Genomic DNA, 21774 nt, shown 5'->3' on the forward strand with positions numbered 1-21774 from the left:
CTGTGTCTCCGATAGAAACGACTCGATGTCGTAGGGACTCGCGCACAGCGCCCATCGCTCCGTTAGGCACACCGTTATCGAGAACCCTCCCGTCGACCTGCGCGACGTCTGATTCCCTCCCGTGTCCTCCCGTTCACCTCGCAGCCGGCCGGCCGCCAACTTCTCGGAAGTGGCGGGTTTCAGGGTCCGGCAGACGTGGACAGGGATGCACGGGAGGTCCTGCGTGAAGCTCGATCTTCAGCGGCTCTCCCGCCACTACATCGTGTCCCGGTCTCTTGACAAGAACCCGTCCTGGAATGCCTCACTCCATCTCGACGGAGTGGTGTGCCGGTCGATAGCCAATTGGTACGACCAGGCCCCGCTCACTTCCGGGACGAAGGAGGAGGCCCTTCAGTATCAAATACTGAAGGAAGACACCCTCGATCAGTTCGAGGTGTTGCGGGATGAAGGAGTCAGTATCGAACCGTGGCTCTCCGAGGGGCAGCCGTACACTTCTTCCACCGCCCTGTCCGACCGTTTGTACGCCACCAAGAAACTCTATGTGTTTCTGACGGCGAACGGGCACGGTCAGATAAAGGGGAAACAGGGCGATCGGCGTCCGGGCGATCACCCCATGCTGGAACCCTCGCCGGTATTTTCCTGCGGGACCAGACTTCTCTTCAACGACCTCTTCCGTGCTGTGCACGACGCGTTCGGTCACGCGGCGCGCGGAAATCGTTTCACCGCGCGCGGTGAGTTCATGGCCGCCTGGGACCACATGAAGATGTACCGCCCGGCCTGCCACTCCGTGCTGCTGTCGGAGACCGTCGGGCAGATCTGCTGGTTCTACTTCGGCCCGCACGTGCGCCGGCCCAATGGAGTCGTGCCCGGTCCCTCCGACCCCGACTACGTACCGCCGTCCGAGCGGCCGTACTCCCCGCAGAAGACCGTCCCGATGCCGGACGAGTTGATGTCCGCCTTCCGCTCTCTCTTCAAGCAGGTGAACTGATGACCTCCGACGTCCGGGATCACTTCCCCGTCCTGGCCCAGCAGGTGGAGGGCCACGCGCTGGCCTACCTCGACAACGCCGCCACCACCCAGAAACCCCGTCAGGTCCTCGACGCCGTCGTCCGCTACTACTCCGAGTCGAACGCCAACGTCGGGCGCAGCGTGCACGCGATGAGCATGCGGGCGACGGACGCGTACGAGGCCGCGCGCGAGACGGTACGCGCCTTCGTCAACGCCGCCGACGCGGCGGAGATCGTGTTCACCAAGGGCACCACGGAGTCGGTGAACCTGGTGGCCGAGGGCTTCGCCGCCCAGATGGTGTCGGCCGGCGACGAGATCGTGGTCAGCGGTATGGAGCACCACTCCAACCTGCTGCCCTGGCGCCGCCTGTGCGAGCGCAAGGGCGCCGTGCTGCGCGTGGTGCCCACCGACGCCGACGGCGAACTCTCCGCGGAGGCGTTCGCCGGGCACCTCACCCCCCGCACCCGGTTCGCCGCGGTGGCGCACGTGTCCAACGTGCAGGGAACGGTCAACCCGGTGCGGGAGATCGCGGCGGCGACCCGGGCCCGCGGTGTGCCGCTGCTGGTCGACGGGGCCCAGGCGGTCGCGCATCGACCGGTCGACGTCCAGGCCCTCGGCGCGGACTTCTACTGCTTCTCCGGGCACAAGATGTACGGGCCCATGGGCATCGGCGTGCTCTACGGACGGGCGGAACTGCTGGAGCGTATGGATCCGCTGCTGGTCGGCGGCGGAATGGTCAAGGAGGTCACCGTCGAGGGGCCGCTGGCCGTCGCGAAGGCGCCCACCCTGTTCGAGGGGGGCACCCCGAACATCGCCGGAGCGGTCGGGCTCGCCGCGGCGGTCGAGTACCTCTCCGCCCTCGGCATGGACCGGGTCCGCGATCACGACGCGGAGCTGACCGCGCGCGCCGCCGCCGGACTGCGCGCCCTGGACGGCGTCCGGGTGTTCGGCGCCCAGCAGCCCTCCGGCGGTCTGATCTCGTTCGGCGTCGACGGCCTGCACCCCTATGACGTGGGCAATCATCTCAGCGCCCACGGCGTCATGGTGCGCACAGGAGTTCACTGCGCCATGCCGTTCGTCGACAGCCTCGGAGTGGTCGGCACCGTGAGGGCCTCGTTCGGGGTCTACAACACCCCCGAGGAGGTGGACCGGCTCGTCGAGCGGGTCGCCACCGCCGAGAAGGGCTTCTGGTCGAACGAACACCCCACCCAGCGATTCCTCAGCCTCTGAACAGCGCGGTGCCACGGGAAAGGACGGTCCGACCGATGACGGACAACGAGAACGCGGCGTCTGCCTTCAAGGCGCAGCAGGAACGCAACTGGCACGAACTGAGCGCCGGCTGGGACAAGTGGTACGAGCTCTTCGAGCGGGGTGCCGAGCCGGTCACACGCCTCCTCCTCGACGGGGCCGGACTCGGCCCCAAAAGCTCGGTCCTGGACATCGGCAGCGGCACCGGCCAGCCGGCCCTCGCCGCCGCCGCGCGGGTGCCCGGGGGCCGGGTGGTCGGTGTGGACCAGGCCGAGGGCATGCTGGCGGTGGCCCGGCGCCGGGCCGTCGAACAGGAACTCACCCACATCGATTTCCGCCGCCAGGACGCCGAGGAACTGGACGTCGGGGAAGGCGACTTCGACGCGGTGCTCAGCCGCTGGAGCCTGATGTTCCTGCCGGACGCCGATCGCGTGCTGCACACGGCCTTCCGCGCGCTGAGCCCCGGCGGCACGTTCACGGCCGCGGTGTGGGGCACCCCGCCCCAGGTCCCCATGCTCAGTCTGGCCTTCGGGGTCGCCGCGGCCCGGCTCGGGCTGCCGGCCCCGCCGCCGGGCGCCCCGGGGCCGTTCAGCATGGCCGACGCCGAGGCGCTGGCCGCACGGTTCACCAAGGCCGGTTTCCAGGACGTGAGCCATCAGGAGTGCCGGATCGTCTTCACCCCGCGCGACGTCGAGGAGTTCGTGGAGTTCTCCTGGGACCTGCTGCCCGGCTGGCTCAGGGCCAGACTGGCGGAGACCTTCGGTGACGAGCGCGACCAGCGGACCGTCCAGGCCGTCGCCACGGCGGCCAAGGACTTCGAAACGGACGGCGGGGGCCTCGCGGTTCCCTGCGTCGCGCACTGCGTACGGGCCGTCAAGCCCCGTTGAGGCGAACCGCCAGACTCCGAAGGAGACCTCCTCATGGAATTCGACACCAAGCTGGTCCAGATCGGCCAGGAACCCCATCCCGGCACCGGCGACATCGTGCCGCCCATCCATCTGGCCTCCACCTTCGAACAACGGGCCCAGCAGGACCTGCGCTACTTCTACGGCCGCGGCGAGAACCCGACCCGCGAGGGCCTGGAACGCTGCCTCGCCTCGCTGGAGGACGCCTCGTACGCCCTGGCGTTCTCCTCGGGCCAGGCCGCCGGCACGACCGCCCTCAGCCTGCTCTCGCCCGGCCAGAAACTGATCTCCTCCGACGACGTGTACGGGGGCACGTTCTTACTGTTCGACCTGCTGGGCCGGTACGGCATCACCGTGGAGTACGTCGATCTGACCGACCTCGACGCCCTCGACGCGGCCCTGACCGACGACACCGGGCTGGTCTGGATCGAGACCCCGACCAACCCGCTGCTGAAGGTCGCCGATGTGACGGCCATCAGCGAACGGGCCCACGCCCTCGGCGTGCCCGTGCTGGTCGACAACACCTTCGCCAGCCCGGTCGTCCAACGCCCCCTGGCGTTGGGGGCCGACATCTCGCTGTACAGCACCACCAAGTTCATCTCCGGCCACTCGGACGTCATCGGCGGTGCTCTGGTCCACAACAGTGAGGACTTCCACACGCGGTTCTTCCGGTACCGGACCGCGGCCGGCAACGTGCCCGGCGCCCTGGACTGCTACCTGCTGCACCGCGGGCTGAAGACGATGTCGCTCCGTGTCCGCCGGCAGAACGAGTCGGCCGAGCACCTGGTGCGGCTGCTGCGCGAGTCCCCGAAGATCGGCGCCCTGCACTACCCGGGACTGGCCGCACACCCGCAGCACGAGATCGCCGCGCGGCAGATGGACGGCTTCGGGTCGATCATCACCTTCGAGTACCTGGGCGACGTGGCGGAACTCCTGGAGAAGGTCGAGCGGTTCGCCGTGGCCGTCAGCCTCGGCGGTGTGCGGTCCCTGATCGAGTGCCCGGCGCTGATGACCCACCGGCCCATCCCGGCGGAGACCCGCCGCCGGCTGGGCATCGGCGACAACCTGATCAGGCTGGCGGTCGGCATCGAGGACGTACGGGACCTCGCCGCGGACCTGGAACGGGCGCTGTGAGCGGGGGAGCGCGAGAGGCATGGTGACCTCGGTGACCGGGCTGACCCCGCCGTCCCCCGGTTCGCCCGTGCTCATCGACGGCGCGAAGGGGACGGAACTGCAACGGCTCGGGATCAGCGTCACCGAGCCGTGGTGGACGAGCGCCGCACTGCTGGATCTGGAGGGGCAGCGGCAACTGGCCACGATTCACCAGGAGTACACCGCCGCCGGTGCCGACCTGGCCACCGCGATCACCTTCCGGACCAACCGGCGCACCCTGCTGCGGGCCGGGGCCGACACGTACGCGGCCGAGGTCCTGGTCCGCCGGGCGGTGGCGCTGGCCCGCGGCTCGTCCCGGCCGGGACGAGCCGAGCGGCGGCCGGTGCTCGCGGCGTCGGTGATCCCGGTGGAGGACTGCTACCAGCCGTCCCTGGTGCCGTCCGGGGACGAACTGCGGGAAGAGCACACCTGGATGGCGCGTCAGCTCGCCGCGGAGGGCGTCGAGCTGGTGGTGGCGGAGACCATGAACACCGTGCGTGAGGCCGAGGCCGTCGTCGACAGCTGTACGCGCAACGGACTGGCCGTGTGGGTGAGTTTCGTCTGCGGTACGGACGGCGCCCTGCTGTCCGGCGAGTCCGTGACGGTCGCGGCACGCGCGGTCGCGGCGGCGGGTGCCTCGCTCGTCAGCGTCAACTGCACCACGCTGGAAGGCACCGACGAGGTGCTCGCCCGGTGGTCCCACGACTGCCCGGTTCCCTTCGGGGCCTACCCCAATCTGGAGGACCGCTCGGGCATCGCGGACTGGGCACCGGTGGACCGGTACGTGCCCGTCCGCCACGGCCCCGAGGAGTTCGCGGACCTCATGGCCGAGCGGGCCGACCGGTACGGCCTGTCCCTGGTCGGCGGTTGCTGTGGCAGCACGCCCGCCCACGTCGCGGCGCTGCGCAAGCGGATCCCCGGCTGAACGGACGGAGGCCCGGGCCGTCCCCGGACCGGGGACGGCCCGGGCCACCGGCACCGGAACCGTCAAAGGACCGGCCGGACGGCCGGGGCGGGCAGGGTGGCGCAGACAGCCTCGATGAGCCGTGCCACCCCCTCCTCCTCGTTGCCGGGCAGTACCAGATCAGCGGCGGCCAGCACCTCGGGATGGGCGTTCGCCACGGCCGCGGCGAGCCCCGCGGCCCGCAGCATCGGCAGATCGTTGGGCATGTCCCCGACGGCCGCGGTGGCCGGCACCGGGACCCCGTAGTGGCCGGCCAGCCGGCGCAGCGCCGCGCCCTTGTCGACGCCGCGCGGCGAGATCTCGAGGAAGTACGGCGTCGAACGGGTCGTCTCCACCGCGTCGCCCGGCCGCACCAGCGACTCGCCCAGCGGCGCGGCCGGCAGCGAGGCGTGCACGGCCAGGACCTTGACCGGCGGATCGTCCGCCGACAGCGCCACCGCGGCGTCCGGCACCGCTTCATGGGCCCAGCAGTCGGACAGCAACTCCGCGAAGCCCGGCTCCAGACGGAGCCCCGCCACCGTGTCCACCCCCAGCACCACACCGGGGACCCTGGCACGCAGCCGCTCCAGCAGTCGCGCGGCGCCCTCGGCGGTGAACCCCCGTCTGTCCAGCACCCGGCCGGTGAGCGCCTCGGCGGTCACCGCCCCGTTGCTGCACACGACGAGGCCCCGGAACCCGTGGTCCCGGACCGCCGAGAGCGCGTCACGAAGGGGTCTGCCCGTGACGTACGCCACGGGCAGACCCCTTCGGTCCGCTTCCGCCAAGGCGGCACGGGTGACCGGGCCGACGGTCCCCGCCCGGTTCAGCAGCGTGCCGTCGAGGTCGGTACAGACCAGCCCCACGCCGTTCACGCCGTTCACGCCGTTCACCGCGGTCTCCCGTCGACGCGGTCCGCCGTTCCGCTCACCGGCACCCACAGGCGCACCCGCACCGGCAGCTCGCCGGTGAGCCAGACCTCCACCCGGCCCTCGCGGACCAGTCGGCTCCGGTCGGGCCCGCCGTCCAGCTGGATCCACGCCCAGTCGCTCTCCGGGTCGAGCAGCCACGGGATGCCGGGCCGGGCGGCCGGCTCCCCGTCGCGGGCGCGCCGGGCCCGGGGCACCACCCGCGCCATGATCTCGGGGACGTCCAGGATGTCGACGGCGGTGGGCTCCGCGTGGTCGTCGAGCGAGATCCAGATGCGGGAGTGGAAGGTGACCGTGGCCCGCTGGGCGCGCGGTGCGAGGCCGTCCGCCCTGATGGTCAGCATGCCGACGCCGGCGTCCCAGTCGACCGACGGACAGGTGGTACCGGGCTCGCTCATGGCTTCCTCCGCCTTCATACGGCCTGCAGCCGGTCCAGGCCGGTCACGGGAACCTCCTCGGGCAGCCGGGCCGGACGCAGTTCGACCTCGCCGACCACCGTGTCCTCGGGCGACTCCAGCACCCACCGGACCGTCCTCGCCACCGAGGAGGTGGCCATCTTGAGCGGTGAGGTGTCACCGGGCAGGTTCGCGATGGCGCCCGGGCTGACGAGCGTGGTCCCCACTCCGTGGCGGCGCTCCTCCAGCAGCAGCACCTCGGTGAGCGCCTTGAGCGCGGCCTTGGTCGCGCAGTAGGCGGCCCCTCCCTCGAAGAACCGCGTCCCCGCGTGCGAGCCCATCAGGACGATCCGGCCGCCGCGGGCGCGCAGCTGTGGCAGGGCGGCCTGGACCAGGGCGATCACCGAGGTGAGGTTGACGTCCACGGCCTCCTGCCAGCGTTCGAGGGGCAGCGTGGCCAGGTCGCCCAGGGCACGCTCCACGCCGTTGGCGACGACGGCGTCGAGACCGCCGGCCAGGGCGCCCGCTCGTCGGACGGCCGGGCCGACGTCCTCGGGGTGGCGCAGGTCGCAGTGGACGTTCTCCACCCCGGGCAGGTCGGCCGGGGTCCGGCCGAGGCCCCACACCCGCCAGCCGGCCGCGCGCAGTTCTTCGGCGACCGCTCTGCCCGTTCCCCGGTTGGCTCCGGTCACCAGCACCGTGCGGCCGCCACCGGCCTCGGTCATCGCAGGACCCGGCGGACCAGGTCGGTCCAGGTCGCGATGATCGTCGCCGGGGCGGCGCCCTGCCGGAACAGATCCTTGTCCAGGGGGTTGCCGACGTCGTCGCGCAGCCGCATGCAGTCCGGGGAGATCTCGGAGTTGACGACCGGCCGGCCCTCGCCGTCGACGCCGATCACCAGGCAGAAGTCCCACAGGTCGAGCGGGGCCAGCCAGGAGCGCAGCGAGGCGTTGCACTCCAGGGCCACCGCACGGAACGCCTCGACGTCGATCCCGGTCGCCCTCAGGTAGTCCTCGCCGATCGGCTGGTCCTCGGGGTCGATGCGGTAGTCGAACTTCACCACCGGCGGGTTGAAGCGGTGGCCCTCCGGAAAGAGCCCGGGATACTTCCGGGTCGTCGAACCCGTGGCCAAGTTCTTCACGATCACTTCGAAGGGCGGCGCCGGAATGTAGGACGCGCGGTAGGTGATGTCGCCCAGCCGTTCCAGGAAGACCGTCCGTAATCCCTTGTCGGCGAGTCTGGCCGCAGCCAGTTCGTAGAAGTCGAGCCGCAGCCGTGCGGTCTCCGGAATCATCTCGTCCCGCTCGTACGTGTAGCTACGCAGACTCGGGACGAGTTCGATGTCGCAGGTTCCGTCGCCGTTGATCCACAGTCGTTTGCTGCGGCCCTCGATATCGGGGTGCCGGTCCATACGTGCCATTGTTTTGTCCTCTTCTGCTCTGCAGCCCCGTTCGGGGGCCCGGACGGTGTGATGGAGCGAGGTATGGCATTCGGAGGAGACGGGCAATAGGCGCCGTACTCCTCGGCCCAGAAGGCAGGAAGAAAACACGCTCTGCACGCGAGGTGTGAATCCTGCTGGAGAGACGTTACCTCCCGTTGGAACGCCGGAAACATCGCCGACTTCGCGGTCTCATGATTTGGAATTACTCATCCGTCGGGACTCGGCCAGGCTGGCGGAATCACTAATTCCGCACCGCTGCTCTGGCTTGACCTGGTCCGATTTGGGGCCTGCCCGAACGGCTTCGGAAGAATGGCTGATTCCAGTCGGGTGAAGGGGGTGACCGCACAATGGCCGACCCGGGACGGCCTGGATCCGCGTGGGTGTACGAGAGCGCCCGCCGGGTGATATGGGGCGGCTGAATTCCACTCGGCGGGCATCGGGGGACAGGCGATCGTGACCGCCGGACAGGGTGGCCAAATGGCTGGCGGAAAACGAGGATTACCGAATCTCGTTCGCGCGGGAACGCGTATTTCCGGGGTGCGCCGAACGTTCGTACGGCATCCGTGCCCGTCGCCTTGGTCGCTGCCTACACTCCGAACGGGTGATCGGCGAAGGCCATGCATCGCCGTGTCCCGCACGTCTAGGCAGCGCCGCGATCAACGGCGCTGAAGGGGGAAAGCACATGCACGGGGGTCGCCTCGGACTGGGGCAGGGCACAGCTCTGTACGTCGGCGCCGTCCTGGGACCGGGAGTACTGGCACTGCCGGCGCTCGCGGCCGCCGCGGCGGGCCCCGCCTCGATGGTCTCCTGGGCCGTCCTGCTGCTGCTCAGCATCCCCGTGGCGGTGACGTTCGCCGCGCTGGGCGCGCGCTACCCCGACGGTGGCGGCGTCGCCGGCTTCGTCGCCCGGGCCTTCGGTCCCCGGACCGCCGCCTGCGTGGGCTGGCTGTTCTACGCGGCGGTGCCGGCGGGGGTGCTGGCCGGCGCCATGGCGGGCGGGAACTACGTGGCCGAGGTCCTGGGCCTGTCGCAGAGCGCCGGATACGGGGCGGCCGCGGCCATCCTGATGGTCGCCGTCGCCGCCAACTACGCCGGACTGCAGGTGTCCGGGCGAATGCAACTGGTGCTCGTCGGCCTGCTGGTGCTGCTCCTCGTGTGCGCCACGGTCCTGGCCGCGCCGCACGTCACGGCGGACCACTTCACGCCGTTCGCGCCGGAGGGCTGGATGTCGATCGGCTCGGCGGCCCTGGTGCTGTTCTACGCCTTCAGCGGGTGGGAGGCGGCGAGCCATCTGTCCGCGGAGTTCGCCGACCCCCGGCGGCATCTGCCGAGGGCCACCGCGATCACCCTGACCACCGTGGGCGTGCTCTACCTCGGTCTGTCCGTCGTCACCATCGGCGTGCTGGGGGCGCAGGCGGGCAGCTCCGACGTTCCGCTGATGCTGCTCCTGGAGCGCGGTGTCGGTTCCGGCGCGCGCGGGCTGGCCGCGGCCGCGGCCGTGTGCCTGAGCCTGGGCGCGGTCAACACCTTCATCGCGGGCGCGGCACGGCTGGGGGCGGCGCTGGGCCGGGACGGCGCGCTGCCCGGCTGGCTGGCCAAGGGCGGCGGCGCGGGTCAGGTCCCGCGCCGCAGTCTGACCGTACAGGCGGTGCTCACCGGCGTCCTGACACTCGTCGCGGCGCTGCTGACCGTGCCGCTGGACCCGCTGATGCGTGTCACGTCGGCGTTCCTGGCCGCGGTCACCGTCGCCGGGATGGCCGCCTCGCTACGACTGCTGCCGCGCCGCACCCCCCTGTGGTACGCCGCTGCCGCCTCCGGCGTCTTCACCCTGGTGGTGATGGCGTTCAGCGGCTGGCTGCTGGTGCTGCCGCTGGTCGTCGCCGGCTGCGCGGTGCTGTACCGACGCCGGCACGGACCCGTGACGGCGTCCGGGCCCGGCGTCGCCGCCCCCGCCGCTCAGGCCGAGGAGCCGGCCGCGGCCGCCACGGTCCCGGCCACGAGTTCGGCCAGCGCGGCCCCCGCCTCGGGCCGCTCGTACAGGTAGAAGTGACCGCCGGGAAAGCCGCGGTGCACGGGGGGCGCGAGGCAGCTCTCGTTCCACCGCGCCCGTTCCTCCCGGGACAGTGTGGCGTCGTCCGTCCCGTACCAGACCTGGTGCGGCACGGACGTCGGGCCGGGCTGCGGGAGCGTGTAGGTGTCCGCCAGGTGCAGGTCGTGCCCCAGCAGGGTGACGGCGGCGTCCACGAAGTCCGCGTCCTCCAGAAATTCGGGCCGCACACCGCCGAAGTTCCGCAACTCCCCGAGCAGTGACGCGCGGCTGCGGACGACAAAGGGTTCTGCCGGCATCGGCGCGGTCTCCGCGGTGGCCGCGGCCGAGCGCGAGGCCGAGACGATCACCGTCCGCACCAGCTCCCGTTGCGCGTCGGGCAGCAGGCAGGCGACATTGTGGGCGAACAGCGCGCCCAGGCTGTGGCCGATGACGACGACGGGGCGATCCACGACGTCCACGGCGTCGGCGGCGAAACGCGTATAAGCCTCCTCGTAATCGGCCGCCGTTATCCGGTCCGCGTCGCCCGCCCGCCCGGCGAGTTCGAAAATGAACGTTTCGCACTCCTCGGGAAGACTCCGGGCGAGCGGTAGGAACGATAAAGCGGAACCACCGCCGTGATGAAAAGCAAGCAAGCGGATCGCGGCGTTCCGATTCCCTGTGCGCAGATAACTCTTCTCGGCTGCCGGCATGCAGCACTCCTTCCTCTGTCGATCAGGACTTTGCCATCTTTGCCGACGGGTATGTCAAGGAGTTCAGGGAAACCCGTCGATGCTTCCAGGAGGGTGCAGGTTCCATGGTGGCTGAATGTATTCGACATGGGACACGGAATGTTTGGTGTTACTCGCCGCCCGTTCGGCGGAATCGCCCATCGATGAGAAATATTGCGGCCAAGCCCGCACCGGGCAGTACGTCATCTGCGACGGAACTCACATCGGGTAGATCATCTTCGGTCGATCTCCTGTCGGTCCCCCTCCTGAAGGGCTGTTGTCGAGAGCGTGAACAAGTCTGTGAATCAAGGAATCCGATAGACCGCTACAACCGTGTGGGGTAGCCTCGCAGTGACCGTTTTCCGAGAGAGCTTCTCTCTCTGTATGCCGTACATCTCCCAACGGGCATACCTGACCTCGCCGATTCCGAATCGAATCCCTTTGGGCCCCTTGCTGCGCCGTGCTCTGCCCTGCGGCGCAATAAATAAGGGGCGGGGTGTCGGGCGAGCCGGGTATCGGATGGAAGGACGCCTATGCAGCAGGAAACCTCGGTACGTCGCGTTTCGGTTTTCGACACCACGCTCCGGGACGGTGAGCAGGCTCCCGCGAACGCCATGCGCCCGGAGGACAAGCTCGATCTGGCCCTGCGCATCGAGGCGTTGGGCGTGGACTCCATCGAGACGGGGTTCCCCGCCTCCTCCCCGAGCGAGTTCCAGGCCACCAGGCTGATAGCACGGCACCTGACCACGGCGAAGTTCGTCACGTTCTGCCGTGCGGTGCGCTCCGACATCGAGACGGCCGTCGAGGCCGGCGGCGTCGACAACCACGAGGTGCAGGTGATGGCCACGGGCAGTGACCTGCACCTGAGGCACAAGCGGCAGATCACCCGGAAGGAAGCCGTCGACGAGGTCGTCGACGCGGTCGCCTTCGCCCGCGGTCTCGGCGTCACGTCCGTCTCCGTGCCCATCGAGGACGCCAGCCGCGGCGAGCACGACCTGCTCCGCGACATCACCGTCAGCGCCGTGGAGGCGGGTGCCGACTGCTTCGTCATCGGCGACACCTCCGGCTGCCTCACGCCCGAGGAGTACGGCGACCTCATCGCCGCGTTCCGTGAGTGGGCGCCCTCCCCGGTGCGCATCTCCACCCACTGCCACAACGACTTCGGCCTGGCACTCGCCAACGCCGTCGCCGGCCTGCGGGCCGGAGCCGACGAGGTGCAGGCCACCCTCGGCGGCATAGGCGAGCGGGCGGGCAACACCGCACTCGAGGAGATCGCCGCCCTCCTCGCCTACAAGGGCGAACAGCTAGGCCTGCGTACGGACATCAGGACGGAGGGGATGTACGAGGCGTACACGGCCCTGCGGAACGTGATCCGACTGGAGGAGCCCCGGAACAAGGCCATCTTCGGCACCTATGCCTTCGGCACGGCCGCCGGCGTCCACCAGCAGGGAGTTCTGCGGAATCCGGCCACGTACGAGTACGTCGAGCCCGCGCGCTTCGGACGACAGCGTTCCATCCTCATCGGCCGCCACTCGGGGCGTTCCGTGCTGCGCCACCTCCTCGACGGCATCGGCGTGGAGGTGAGCGAGGAGAAGCTGACCGAGCTGTACCGGGCCCATGTCGAAGAACGCGTCGGAGGCGACTGCGAAGAGCTCTCGGTGGTCAGGGAACGGCTCGCGCGGGAGCTCGCCGTGACGCCCGCGACCGCCACGGGGGTGTGATGGGGCGCCCACGCACACTGGCCGAGAAGATCTGGGAGCACCACGTGGTGGCCCGGCCGGCCGACAGCCCGGCCGGCACGGACGACCTGCTCTACATCGACCTGCATCTGATGCACGAGGTCACGTCACCGCAGGCTTTCGACGGGCTGCGGCTGACCGGACGCACGGTCCGGCGCCCCGACCGGACGCTCGCGGTCGAGGACCACAACGTTCCGACGGACACCGGGGAACTGCAGGACCCCGTGGGCCGACTGCAGTTGGAGACCCTGCGCCGCAACTGCGCGGAGCACGGCATCGAGTTGTACCGGATGGGCCACGCCCGGCAGGGCATCGTCCACGTCATCGCCCCGCAACTGGGCCTGGTGCAACCCGGGATGACCGCCGTCTGCGGAGACAGTCACACCTCCACGCTGGGGGCCTTCGGCGCGCTGGCCTTCGGGATCGGCACCAGCGACGTCGAGCACGTGCTGGCCACGCAGACCCTGTCGCTGCCCCGACCGCGGACCATGGCGGCGGAGTTCACCGGCTCCCTTCCCGACGACGTCACCCCCAAGGACCTCATCCTCGCCCTCATCGCCCGGATCGGCCCCGGAGGTGCCCAGGGGCACCTGCTGGAGTACCGCGGCGCCGGCCTGCGCACGCTGTCGATGGAGGGCCGGATGACGATGTGCAACATGAGCATCGAAGCCGGGGCACGGGCGGGGATGTTCGCGCCCGACGAGGTCACCTTCGCCTACTTGTCGGGTCTGCCGCACGCTCCGTCCGGCCGGGCCTGGCAGGACGCGCTCGCCCACTGGCGGTCGTTGCCGACGGACCAGGGAGCCGTCTACGACCGCACCGTCACCATCGACGTCTCGTCCCTCTCCCCGCAGGTGTCCTGGGGCACCAATCCGGGGCAGACGGTCTCCGTGTCGGGCACCGTGCCCTCACCGGAGGAGTTCGAGGACGCGGGGGAACGGGCGGCGGCGGCCCGCGCCCTGGAATACATGGGGCTCACACCCGGCACCGCCCTGCGGGACGTGGCCGTGGACGCGGTCTTCGTCGGCTCGTGCACCAACGGCCGGCTGGAGGACCTGCGCGCCGCGGCGGACGTGCTGCACGGACGGCGGCTGGCCGACGGCACCCGCATGCTGGTGGTGCCGGGTTCGGCCGAAGTACGCCTGCGGGCCGAGGAGGAAGGCCTCGACCAGGTGTTCAAGGCGGCCGGAGCGGAGTGGCGGCTGCCCGGATGCTCGATGTGCCCCGGGCTCAACCCGGACCGGGCGCGTGGACAGGAGCGGGTCGCCACCACGTCGAACCGCAATTTCGAAGGCCGGCTCGGCGGACGCTCCCGGGTCCATCTCGTCTCGCCCGCGGTCGCCGCGGCCACCGCCGTGGCCGGCCGTCTCGCCACTCCGAAGGACCTGACGTGACATCGACACCGAACGGGTTACGGCCGCTCGTACGCCACACCGGCCGTACCGTCCCGCTGCGGCGCGGCAACGTCGACACCGACCAGATCATGCCCGCCGAGTTCTGCAAGCGGGTGACGAAGTCGGGGTTCGAGGACGCCGTGTTCAGCCGCTGGCGGGCCGAACCCGACTTCGTCCTCGAACGCCCCGAGCGGGCGGGAGCCAGTGTGCTGCTGGCCGGGCCCGACTTCGGCACCGGAAGCTCCCGTGAGCACGCGGTGTGGGGGCTGCGCGACTGGGGCTTCGTCGCGGTCCTGTCGTCCCGGTTCGGCGACATCTTCCGCCGCAACGCACTCAAGAACCAGCTGCTGGCCGTCGTCCTGCCCGAGCCTGCCATCGAGACGCTGACGACCGCTTCGGAGCGGGACCCGTCGATGGAGGTCACCATCGACGTCGCCGCCGGCACGGTCGAGGGAGGCGGCGGCAGCTGGGAGTTCGACCTGGACGGGCGTACCCGATGGCTGCTGCTCAACGGATACGACGACATCGCTGTCACTCTGCGCGAGGCGGACGCCATCACCGCGTACGAGACCTCACGGCCCTACTGGCTGCCCTCGATCCGTCCGGATGACGGGGCCGCCGCGCGCGACCGGACCCCTCAGGAGGCGACATGACCACAGTGCCCGCGCCGACCGACGCCCGGCCCCGCGGCGCCGCACGCGTCGGTGCCCTGCCCGCCGGCTCCCTCGCGCAGCTCCTGCATCTGGGCAGGGAGATGGGCGCCCTCGACCTGGCCGGCGGGGTACCGGGCACACCCCGGCCGCCGCGGGCCGTCCTCGACGCCGCCGCCGAGCAGCTGCTGCGCGGCGACAACCAGTACGAGGACACCAGCGGAAACCTCCTGCTGCGGGAGCAGATCGCGGGCACCCTTCCGGGCCGCCCCGACCCGCGGACCGAGGTGACCATCACCACGGGTGCCTCGGAGGCGCTGAGCGTGGCCATGCTGGCCACCATCGATCCCGGCGACGAGGTGGTGCTCCTGGAACCCTTCTACGAGAACTTCCTCGCCGCGCTCGCCCTGGCCGGCGGCGTACCCCGCTACGTCGGCCTTCGAGCCCCGGACTGGCGCTGGGATCCGCAGGAACTGGAGGCCGCGTTCGGGCCCCGCACCCGTGCCGTGGTCGTCAACTCCCCGGCCAACCCCACCGGCCGGACGCTCACACGGCCGGAGCTGGAGGAACTGGCCGCGCTCTGCGAGAAGTGGAACGTGACCCTCATCTCCGACGAGGTGTACGCGCCGTTCGTCTACGACGGAAGGCGACACGTGTCAGCGGCCGACATTCCGGCGCTGCGGGACCGCAGCATCGTGATCGGCAGCCTGTCGAAGGCCTACGCCCTCAGCGGCTGGCGGATCGGGCACACACGCGCCCACCCGCGGATCACCGAGCGGCTGCGCGCGGTACATCTGGCCACCAGCTTCAGCGCGAGCGGCCCGCTCCAACGGGCGGTCGCCGCGTCCGGAGTGCTCCAGGACGTCTCGTGGCGCCCGGCCGCGGAGCTCGCACGGATGCGGGACCGGATGGTCGCCCTGTTCACCGCTGCCGGGCTGCCCTGCCGGGCGCCGGAGGGCGGCTGCTACGTCATGGCCGACATCCGCGGGATCACCGATGAGGACTGCGAGACCTTCGTACGGCGGCTCGCCACCCGGCGCCGCGTCCTCGTCGTGCCCGGCCGCTGCTTCTTCCGCGACCACACCGCCGACTCCGGCCACGTCCGCATCGCCTTCAACAAGAGCACCGACGTGCTTCAGGAAGCCGAACGCCGCTTGGCCGACGGCCTGTAGGGACGCCCGCGAGCAAGCCGCCAGGGTGCCCCGCCGATCGTTCTTCCAAGGAGAAATCTGTGACGGCAGAGACTGCCCCCGACCTGTACCGCCTGGTCCGCGCCGACGACGGCACACCGAGCATGTGGCCCTCCGGCAGGCCGCTGCCCCCCGGGTGGCATCCCACCGGCTTCGAGGGCTCGCGCGAGGAGTGCGTCGCCCACGCCGACCAGCTCACCGACGACGGGCACGACCGGTCCGCCGCGCTGCCCGGCAGTCCCGGCACCCTGGTCGAGCTCTTCCGGAACACGGCGCGCCGCCACCCGGACCGGCCCGCCGTCAGCGACGACACGACCTCCCTGAGCTACGCGGAGCTCGACCGGCGGTCCACCATGGTGGCCGCCCTGCTGCGCGAGCGAGGGGTCGGTCCGGAGCATCGCGTCGCCTACCACCTGCGGCGCGGAGCCCCCGTCTTCGTCACCCTGCTGGGCATCCTCAAGGCCGGTGCCGCCTACGTACCGGTCGACACCCGCTATCCGGACGCACGCCGCGACCTGATGCTGACCGAGAGCCGCCCCACGCTCGTGATCACCGACCCCGGACAGAGCGCCGGGGTCGCCTCGGCGGGCACGGACGTATGGGAGTTCGACCTCGACGGCCTGGCGGAGCCTCGGCAGCCGCTGCCCGACGTCCACCACGAGAACGTCGCCTGCCTGCTGTTCACCTCGGGGTCGTCCGGTACCCCCAAGGGCGTGATGCTGGAGCACCGCAACATCGTGCACTTCGCGACCAATCCCGCGCTGCCCGCGCTGACCCCGAAGGACCGGGTCGGGCACGTCTCCAGCCTGTCGTTCGACGCCTTCCACTTCGAGACCTGGTGCGCGTTCGCCGCGGGCGCGGAGATCGTGGTACTGCCGACCATGCCGGACCTGCTCACCGGTGACATCGGCCGGGAACTGCGGCGCCGGCGCGTCACGGCGATGCTCGTGCCGACGATGGCGCTCAATCACGTGGTCAAGGAGGACCGCGACGCGTTCGCCACGCTCCGGGTCCTGCACACCGGGGGCGACGTCATCCTGCCCGAGGCCTGCCGCCAGCTGCTCTCCGGCTCGTTCTCCGGCGAGTTCTACAACCTCTACGGCCCCACGGAGGGGACGACCGCCTGTTCCGCGCACCGCATCGCCGGTGTCCCCGACGGCGAGGACGACGTGCCCATCGGGCGTGAACTGGCCGGTACCGAACTGCTCGTGCTCGACGCCTCCCTCGAAGCGGTGCCCGACGGGACGGTCGGCGAACTGCACATCCTCGGAGCCGGCGTGGCCCGCGGCTACCTGGCCCGCCCCGGCCTGACCGCCGAGCGCTTCCTGCCCGACCCGCACTCCACGGGCAACCGCATGTACGCCACCGGAGACCTGGTCCTCCGCGGCTCCGACGGCGCGCTGCGGTATGTGGGACGCGCCGACGACCAGGTCAAGATCCGCGGCTACCGGGTCGAGCCCCGGGAGGTCGAGCGGATCCTCACCCGCCATCCGCAGCTGCAGGAGGTCGCCGTACTCACGGCGGGCACCGGCACCGACCGCCATCTGGTGGCGCTGGTGGTGCCGCACGACGAGGTGTCCCTCAGGGAACTGCGGGCCTACGCGCAGGAAGCGATGCCCGACTACATGGTCCCGAGCTCACTCGTGAAGGTGGCGGAGATCCCCGCCAACGACCACGGCAAGCGGGACACCGGGCGCCTCGCCGAGATACTCGACGCCCATCTGCGGCACCGGGCGGACCATGTGCAGCCCCGGGACGAGACGGAGAAGTTCCTGGCGGAGCTGTGGAGCGAGCTGCTGGCGGTCGAGGAGATAGGCGTCCACGACGACTTCTTCGCCCTCGGCGGCAACTCGCTGCTCGCGTTCCGCATGCAGCGCCGGCTGGTGCGCGAGCTGGCCGTGGACATCAGCGCCCGGGAGATCCTGACCACCAGCGAACTGGGCGCCCTGGCCGGGATCGTCCGCATGAGGCGTGAGGAGTCGGCGACCGCATGAACACCGTACTGACCATTGATCTGACCGATCCCGACGCCTTCGTCGAGCAACGGCACCACGACATGCTGGCCTGGCTGCGGGAGAACGACCCCGTCCACTGGCACGCCACGGAGGACGGCGGGTTCTGGGCCGTGACCCGCTACGACGACGTCGCTGGCCTCTACACCGATCATGTGGGCTTCAGCTCCGAAGGCGGCCCCATGCTGGGCGGCTCCTTCCGCAGCCAGGCCGACCCGTCGGCGGGACGCATGCTGGTGGCCTCCGATCCGCCGCGGCAGCGGCAGATCCGCCAGGTGGTGCACCGCGCCTTCACCAACCGGATGCTGGGGCGGATCGCCCGCCAGGTCACCGAGCTGGTGGACGCCGCGGTGGAGCGGGCGCTGGCCGACGGGGGGTGCGACTTCGCCACCGACATCGCCCCGGAGCTGCCGGCCGGCGCGGTGATGGCCATGATGGGTGTCTCCCACCGGGAGGCACGCGAACTGATCGATCTGACCCGCAAGATGATCGGTTTCCGTGATCCCGTCTACGTCGACACCTCCGACGACGAACGGCTGCTCCTCGCCGTGACGCAGGCCGAGATCTTCGAGTACTTCGCGGAGATCGTCCGCGCGCGGCGGCGCGATCCCGGGGACGACCTGGTCAGCTTCCTGATCGAGGCCGAGCGCAACGGGCGTCCGTGGCCCGAGGAGGACATCCTCTACAACTGCATGAACGTCGCCGTCGGCGGCAACGAGACGTCCTCCTACACCGCCTGTTCCGGCCTGCTCGCCCTCCTTGAGAACCCGGGCCAGTTCGAGTCGCTCAGGCACCGGCCGGAGCTGATGGACAGCGCGATCAACGAGATCCTGCGCTGGAGCTCCACCAACGCCTATGTGATGCGGGTGGCCACGAAGGACCTGTGGATCGGCGACCGCGAGGTGCGCGAGGGCGACTCGGTCACGCTGTGGAACGCGTCGGCCAACCGTGACCCGTCGCAGTTCGACCGCCCCGACGACTTCGACATCAGCCGTTCCCCCAACCGCCACCTCTCGTACGGCATCGGCATCCATCGCTGCGTCGGCGCGATGCTGGCGCAGACCGAACTGGGCATCCTCTTCCGCCGGATGACCGACCCGGGCCTGAACATCGGTCTGTCCGGACCGGTCCGGCGGCTGCGTTCCAACTTCATCCAGGGCATCACCAGAATGCCCGTCGTGCTGCGCTGAACCTCGACGGCTACGAGCCGCCGGAGCAGGGGAGCCCGGGGCCATGGGGAACACCTGTGGCTCTCCGTCCGGACAGGACCTGCCGTCCGGTCCGGACGGGCCCCCTGGGGCGGGCCCGGGCGAGTGTTCCGATCAGCTACTAGGGGGCTTCTGATGGATCTCCGCGGCGTCGCGACGCCCGGCACGCACTCTCGCCGCACCGGACGAAAGCCCAAGTAGCTCCGCTACGAGGACTTCCGCCCGGCACGCCGAGAGCACGCACCGAACGCCGCTCCTTCTTCCACGGAGATCCATCAGAAGCCCCCTGGCCCGGCCTGCCCGTCGCGGCGCCGCCAGGGGCGCCGCCGCCCATGTCCGAGGGCCGCGCGCCCCGCCTGCCGACCTTTCCCACCCCGGGCCGCCGGCGGCCCGCAACCGCGAGGAGTGTCACCGTCATGGCCGTGAGCTGGGTACCAGCGGAACGAACACACCGCTTCGGGACGTCGATCTTCACCGAGATGACACGTCTCGCCGAGCGCACCGGCTCGATCAACCTCGGCCAGGGAGTGCCGGAGCTGCCGAGCTCGCCGGAGATCCTCCAGCACGCGGCGGCCGCGATCACGGCGGGACGCAACCAGTACCCTCCGGCGACCGGGCTGCCCGAGCTGAAGGAGGCGGTGGCCGGTCACCGGTTCGCGACCACCGGGGTCGCCTACCGTCCCGACGACGAGGTACTGGTCACCACGGGCGCCACCGAGGCCGTCGCCTCGGCGCTCCTGGCCCTGTGCGACCCCGGCGATACCGTCCTCACCTTCGACCCCTGCTACGACGCGTATCCGGCGGGCGCCCGGATGGCGGGCGCCCGGGTGACCGCGGCCCCGCTCGCGATCACCGGCGGGAGGTTCGCCCTTGATCCCGTCGCGCTGCGCAGGGCGGTCGGACCGCGGACCCGCGTGCTGCTGCTCAACTCGCCGCACAATCCCACCGGAATGGTCTTCACGCCCGAGGAACTGGCGCAGATCGCCGCCGTCTGCGAGGAACACGACCTGACGGTCGTCACGGACGAGGTCTACGAGCACCTGGTGTACGACGGCCTCCGCCATGTCTCCATCGCCTCGCTGCCCGGCATGCGCGAACGCACGCTGGTGATCTCCTCCTCCGGAAAGTCGCTCAACGTCACCGGCTGGAAGGTCGGGTGGGCATGCGGTCCGGCCCACCTGGTGTCGGCGGTGGCCTCGGTCAAGCAGTTCCTGACGTATGCGTCCGGTACGCCGTTCCAGGGGGCCGTGGCCGCCATGCTCACGTCCGGGATGTCCTGGGTCGACGGGCTGCGCGACGAGCTGGAGCGGAACCGGGACCGGCTGTGTGAGGGCCTGCGGAAGGCCGGCCTGCCGTTCTTCCCGGGACAGGGCGGCTACTTCGTCCAGGTCGACGTACGCCCCTGGGGCTACGAGGACGGCACCCGGTTCTGCCGTGAACTACCCCTGCGCGCAGGGGTGGTGGCCGTGCCGACCAGCGCCTTCTACCAGAGCGCGGGTGCGCCCGACTGGCTCGCCCGGTTCAGTTTCTGCAAGGACGGGGACGTGATCGAGGAAGCGGTGGGCCGGCTGGTGGCGGCCCGCTGACGGGCGTCAGCCGTCGGTGGGCGCTCGCCCCGCGCTCCTCGCCCGCAGGGGACCGCGGCCGGACGAGGGCGCGGCGGGGCGCTGGGCGTTCGCTTCCGGCAGCGCGGACAGCAACGCGGTGGGGGCGTGCTGGAAGATCACGATCGTTCTGAACCCGACGACCTCGCGCCGCTGACTGAGGCGGTCCATGAGGAAGGCGTGCAGGGCCTCGTTGTTCTGGACCGCGACGTGGATGAGGAAGTCGTCGCCACCGGCGACGACGAACACGCCGACGACTTCCGGGAGTTTGGAGACCGCCTCCTGGAAGGCGGTGATGACCGTACGGCTGAGGGGCCTGACCTGCGCGGCGATGAACGCCTGGTAGTGCCTGTTCAGGGCGGCGAGGTCCAGTTCCGCGTGGTAGCCGGTGATCACCCCGCGCTCCTCCAGGGACCGCACTCGTTCGAGCGACGTGGACGGAGCGACTCCGATCTGACGGGCGAGTTCGCGGTTGGACTGCCGAGCGTTCAGCTGGAGATGCCGGATGATCGCCGAATCAAGTTCGTCCATGCGGTTCATTGTGCCATACAGCTTCTTCAAACGTTCGGCAGATGCGATCAGTTATCGGTCATCCGGATAGCCTCGGCGGCAAGTTGTGTTCAAACAGCAGCTATTGAGAGGAAAGGCCATGCAAACAAAAGTCGCCCTCGTCCTCCGCGACGACCTGCCGGCAGCCCACGCGGCGAACACCGCGGCCGTGCTCGCGCTCTCGCTCGGCGGTCGGATCGGCGACTCCGTCGGGCGGGACGGCGAGGACGCCTCGGGTGGCGACCACCCGGGTCTCAACACGCATCCCATCCCTGTACTGACCGCTTCCGCACAGGAGTTGACCGTCCTGCTGGAGCGGGCGCGGTCCGCCGACGAGGTGCGGCTGGTCTCCCTCACCGAGACGGCACGCAGGGCGCGTGACTACGAGGACTATCTGACGGAGCTGAAGGCCACGCACGCCGAGAACCTCGAATACCTCGGCGTGATCGTGCACGGCCCGAGGAGCAAGGTGTCCAGGCTGACCAGGCATCTGTCCCTGCTGTGATCGCGCGGCCGGGTACGGCACCCACGGATGCGGGCGGGCCGACCAGGATCGCCACCTGAGTCACCGACTCCCACCCTTGGTTTCCCGTCCGGCATCCCTTGCCCGTCCTGCATAGCCTCATGCAGAGTTCTCAGTGTCTGAATATGTG

20 protein-coding genes are annotated in these 21774 nt (G+C 70.4%); 14 read left to right on the forward strand and 6 right to left on the reverse strand.

All coding sequences use genetic code 11. The features are described 5' to 3' along the window. The first annotated feature begins 223 nt into the window (after positions 1-223). From K1J60_RS26360 to K1J60_RS26380, 5 genes are read left to right on the forward strand one after another with little or no spacing between them, the layout of a single operon-like run. Positions 224-988: a hypothetical protein gene (locus K1J60_RS26360; RefSeq protein WP_220648354.1), complete on the forward strand. Its 765-nt coding sequence runs from the start codon at positions 224-226 to the stop codon at positions 986-988. After that, entirely contained in the window at positions 988-2238 is a 1251-nt protein-coding gene (locus K1J60_RS26365; protein ID WP_220648355.1) for an aminotransferase class V-fold PLP-dependent enzyme, read from the forward strand. The genes K1J60_RS26360 and K1J60_RS26365 overlap by 1 nt, the downstream gene beginning before the upstream one ends. Before the next feature lie 35 nt (positions 2239-2273). Then, positions 2274-3143, forward strand: a complete 870-nt coding sequence (locus K1J60_RS26370) for a class I SAM-dependent methyltransferase (protein ID WP_220648356.1) — start codon at positions 2274-2276, stop codon at positions 3141-3143. Positions 3144-3176: 33 nt separating this feature from the next. Next, a complete protein-coding gene (locus K1J60_RS26375; RefSeq protein ID WP_220648357.1) occupies positions 3177-4295 on the forward strand; it encodes a trans-sulfuration enzyme family protein in 1119 nt (372 codons plus the stop codon). 19 nt (positions 4296-4314) lie between these two features. Beyond that, on the forward strand, positions 4315-5238 hold the full coding sequence (locus K1J60_RS26380; RefSeq protein WP_220648358.1) for a homocysteine S-methyltransferase family protein: 924 nt from the start codon (positions 4315-4317) through the stop codon (positions 5236-5238). 62 nt (positions 5239-5300) lie between these two features. Here K1J60_RS26380 and K1J60_RS26385 read toward each other — a convergent pair whose 3' ends face one another. The 4 genes from K1J60_RS26385 to K1J60_RS26400 are packed head-to-tail and all read right to left on the reverse strand — an operon-like array spanning position 5301 to position 7997. Next, positions 5301-6146: an HAD family hydrolase gene (locus tag K1J60_RS26385; protein WP_220648359.1), complete on the reverse strand. Its 846-nt coding sequence runs from the start codon at positions 6144-6146 to the stop codon at positions 5301-5303. Further along, the gene (locus K1J60_RS26390) at positions 6143-6580 is read right to left on the reverse strand and encodes a hypothetical protein (RefSeq protein ID WP_220648360.1); all 438 of its coding nucleotides are present in this window, start codon (positions 6578-6580) and stop codon (positions 6143-6145) included. Before K1J60_RS26390 ends, K1J60_RS26385 begins: the two co-directional genes overlap by 4 nt. A 14-nt stretch (positions 6581-6594) precedes the next feature. Beyond that, complete coding sequence (locus K1J60_RS26395; RefSeq protein WP_220648361.1) at positions 6595-7302, reverse strand: SDR family oxidoreductase; 708 nt, start codon at positions 7300-7302, stop codon at positions 6595-6597. Further along, the gene (locus K1J60_RS26400; RefSeq protein WP_220648362.1) at positions 7299-7997 is read right to left on the reverse strand and encodes a phosphoribosylaminoimidazolesuccinocarboxamide synthase; all 699 of its coding nucleotides are present in this window, start codon (positions 7995-7997) and stop codon (positions 7299-7301) included. Before K1J60_RS26400 ends, K1J60_RS26395 begins: the two co-directional genes overlap by 4 nt. Before the next feature lie 703 nt (positions 7998-8700). On the opposite strand from K1J60_RS26400, the gene K1J60_RS26405 reads away from it, so the two are divergent. Next, positions 8701-10062 carry an APC family permease gene (locus K1J60_RS26405; RefSeq protein ID WP_220648363.1) on the forward strand — a complete coding sequence of 454 codons (1362 nt, stop codon included), beginning with the start codon at positions 8701-8703 and terminating at the stop codon, positions 10060-10062. Here the strand turns inward: K1J60_RS26405 and K1J60_RS26410 are convergent. Continuing rightward, positions 9975-10757 (reverse strand): thioesterase II family protein, encoded by a 783-nt coding sequence (locus K1J60_RS26410; protein ID WP_220648364.1) that lies wholly within the window; start codon positions 10755-10757, stop codon positions 9975-9977. The genes K1J60_RS26405 and K1J60_RS26410 overlap by 88 nt on opposite strands. 551 nt (positions 10758-11308) lie before the next feature. Between K1J60_RS26410 and K1J60_RS26415 the strand changes: the two genes are divergently transcribed. From K1J60_RS26415 to K1J60_RS26445, 7 genes are all read left to right on the forward strand, one after another. Further along, on the forward strand, positions 11309-12496 hold the full coding sequence (locus tag K1J60_RS26415) for a LeuA family protein (protein ID WP_220648365.1): 1188 nt from the start codon (positions 11309-11311) through the stop codon (positions 12494-12496). After that, positions 12496-13908, forward strand: coding sequence for a 3-isopropylmalate dehydratase large subunit (gene leuC, locus K1J60_RS26420; protein ID WP_220648366.1), 1413 nt, complete (start codon positions 12496-12498; stop codon positions 13906-13908). Before K1J60_RS26415 ends, leuC begins: the two co-directional genes overlap by 1 nt. Continuing rightward, positions 13905-14561 (forward strand): 3-isopropylmalate dehydratase small subunit, encoded by a 657-nt coding sequence (gene leuD, locus K1J60_RS26425; RefSeq protein WP_220648367.1) that lies wholly within the window; start codon positions 13905-13907, stop codon positions 14559-14561. The genes leuC and leuD overlap by 4 nt, the downstream gene beginning before the upstream one ends. After that, on the forward strand, positions 14558-15730 hold the full coding sequence (locus K1J60_RS26430) for a pyridoxal phosphate-dependent aminotransferase (RefSeq protein ID WP_220648368.1): 1173 nt from the start codon (positions 14558-14560) through the stop codon (positions 15728-15730). Before leuD ends, K1J60_RS26430 begins: the two co-directional genes overlap by 4 nt. A 59-nt stretch (positions 15731-15789) precedes the next feature. Continuing rightward, positions 15790-17742 (forward strand): amino acid adenylation domain-containing protein, encoded by a 1953-nt coding sequence (locus K1J60_RS26435; protein ID WP_220648369.1) that lies wholly within the window; start codon positions 15790-15792, stop codon positions 17740-17742. Further along, on the forward strand, positions 17739-18950 hold the full coding sequence (locus K1J60_RS26440) for a cytochrome P450 (RefSeq protein ID WP_220648370.1): 1212 nt from the start codon (positions 17739-17741) through the stop codon (positions 18948-18950). Before K1J60_RS26435 ends, K1J60_RS26440 begins: the two co-directional genes overlap by 4 nt. 434 nt (positions 18951-19384) lie before the next feature. Continuing rightward, positions 19385-20554, forward strand: a complete 1170-nt coding sequence (locus K1J60_RS26445; RefSeq protein ID WP_220648371.1) for an aminotransferase class I/II-fold pyridoxal phosphate-dependent enzyme — start codon at positions 19385-19387, stop codon at positions 20552-20554. Positions 20555-20560: 6 nt separating this feature from the next. Here the strand turns inward: K1J60_RS26445 and K1J60_RS26450 are convergent, their stop codons facing one another. Further along, positions 20561-21103: an Lrp/AsnC family transcriptional regulator gene (locus K1J60_RS26450; protein WP_220648372.1), complete on the reverse strand. Its 543-nt coding sequence runs from the start codon at positions 21101-21103 to the stop codon at positions 20561-20563. A gap of 118 nt (positions 21104-21221) precedes the next feature. Here K1J60_RS26450 and K1J60_RS26455 point away from each other — a divergent pair, with 118 nt between their 5' ends. Beyond that, entirely contained in the window at positions 21222-21626 is a 405-nt protein-coding gene (locus K1J60_RS26455; RefSeq protein ID WP_220648373.1) for a DUF2000 domain-containing protein, read from the forward strand. Positions 21627-21774: the final 148 nt, after the last annotated feature.

The sequence above is a fragment of the Streptomyces akebiae genome, from assembly GCF_019599145.1.
Classification (GTDB): domain Bacteria; phylum Actinomycetota; class Actinomycetes; order Streptomycetales; family Streptomycetaceae; genus Streptomyces; species Streptomyces akebiae.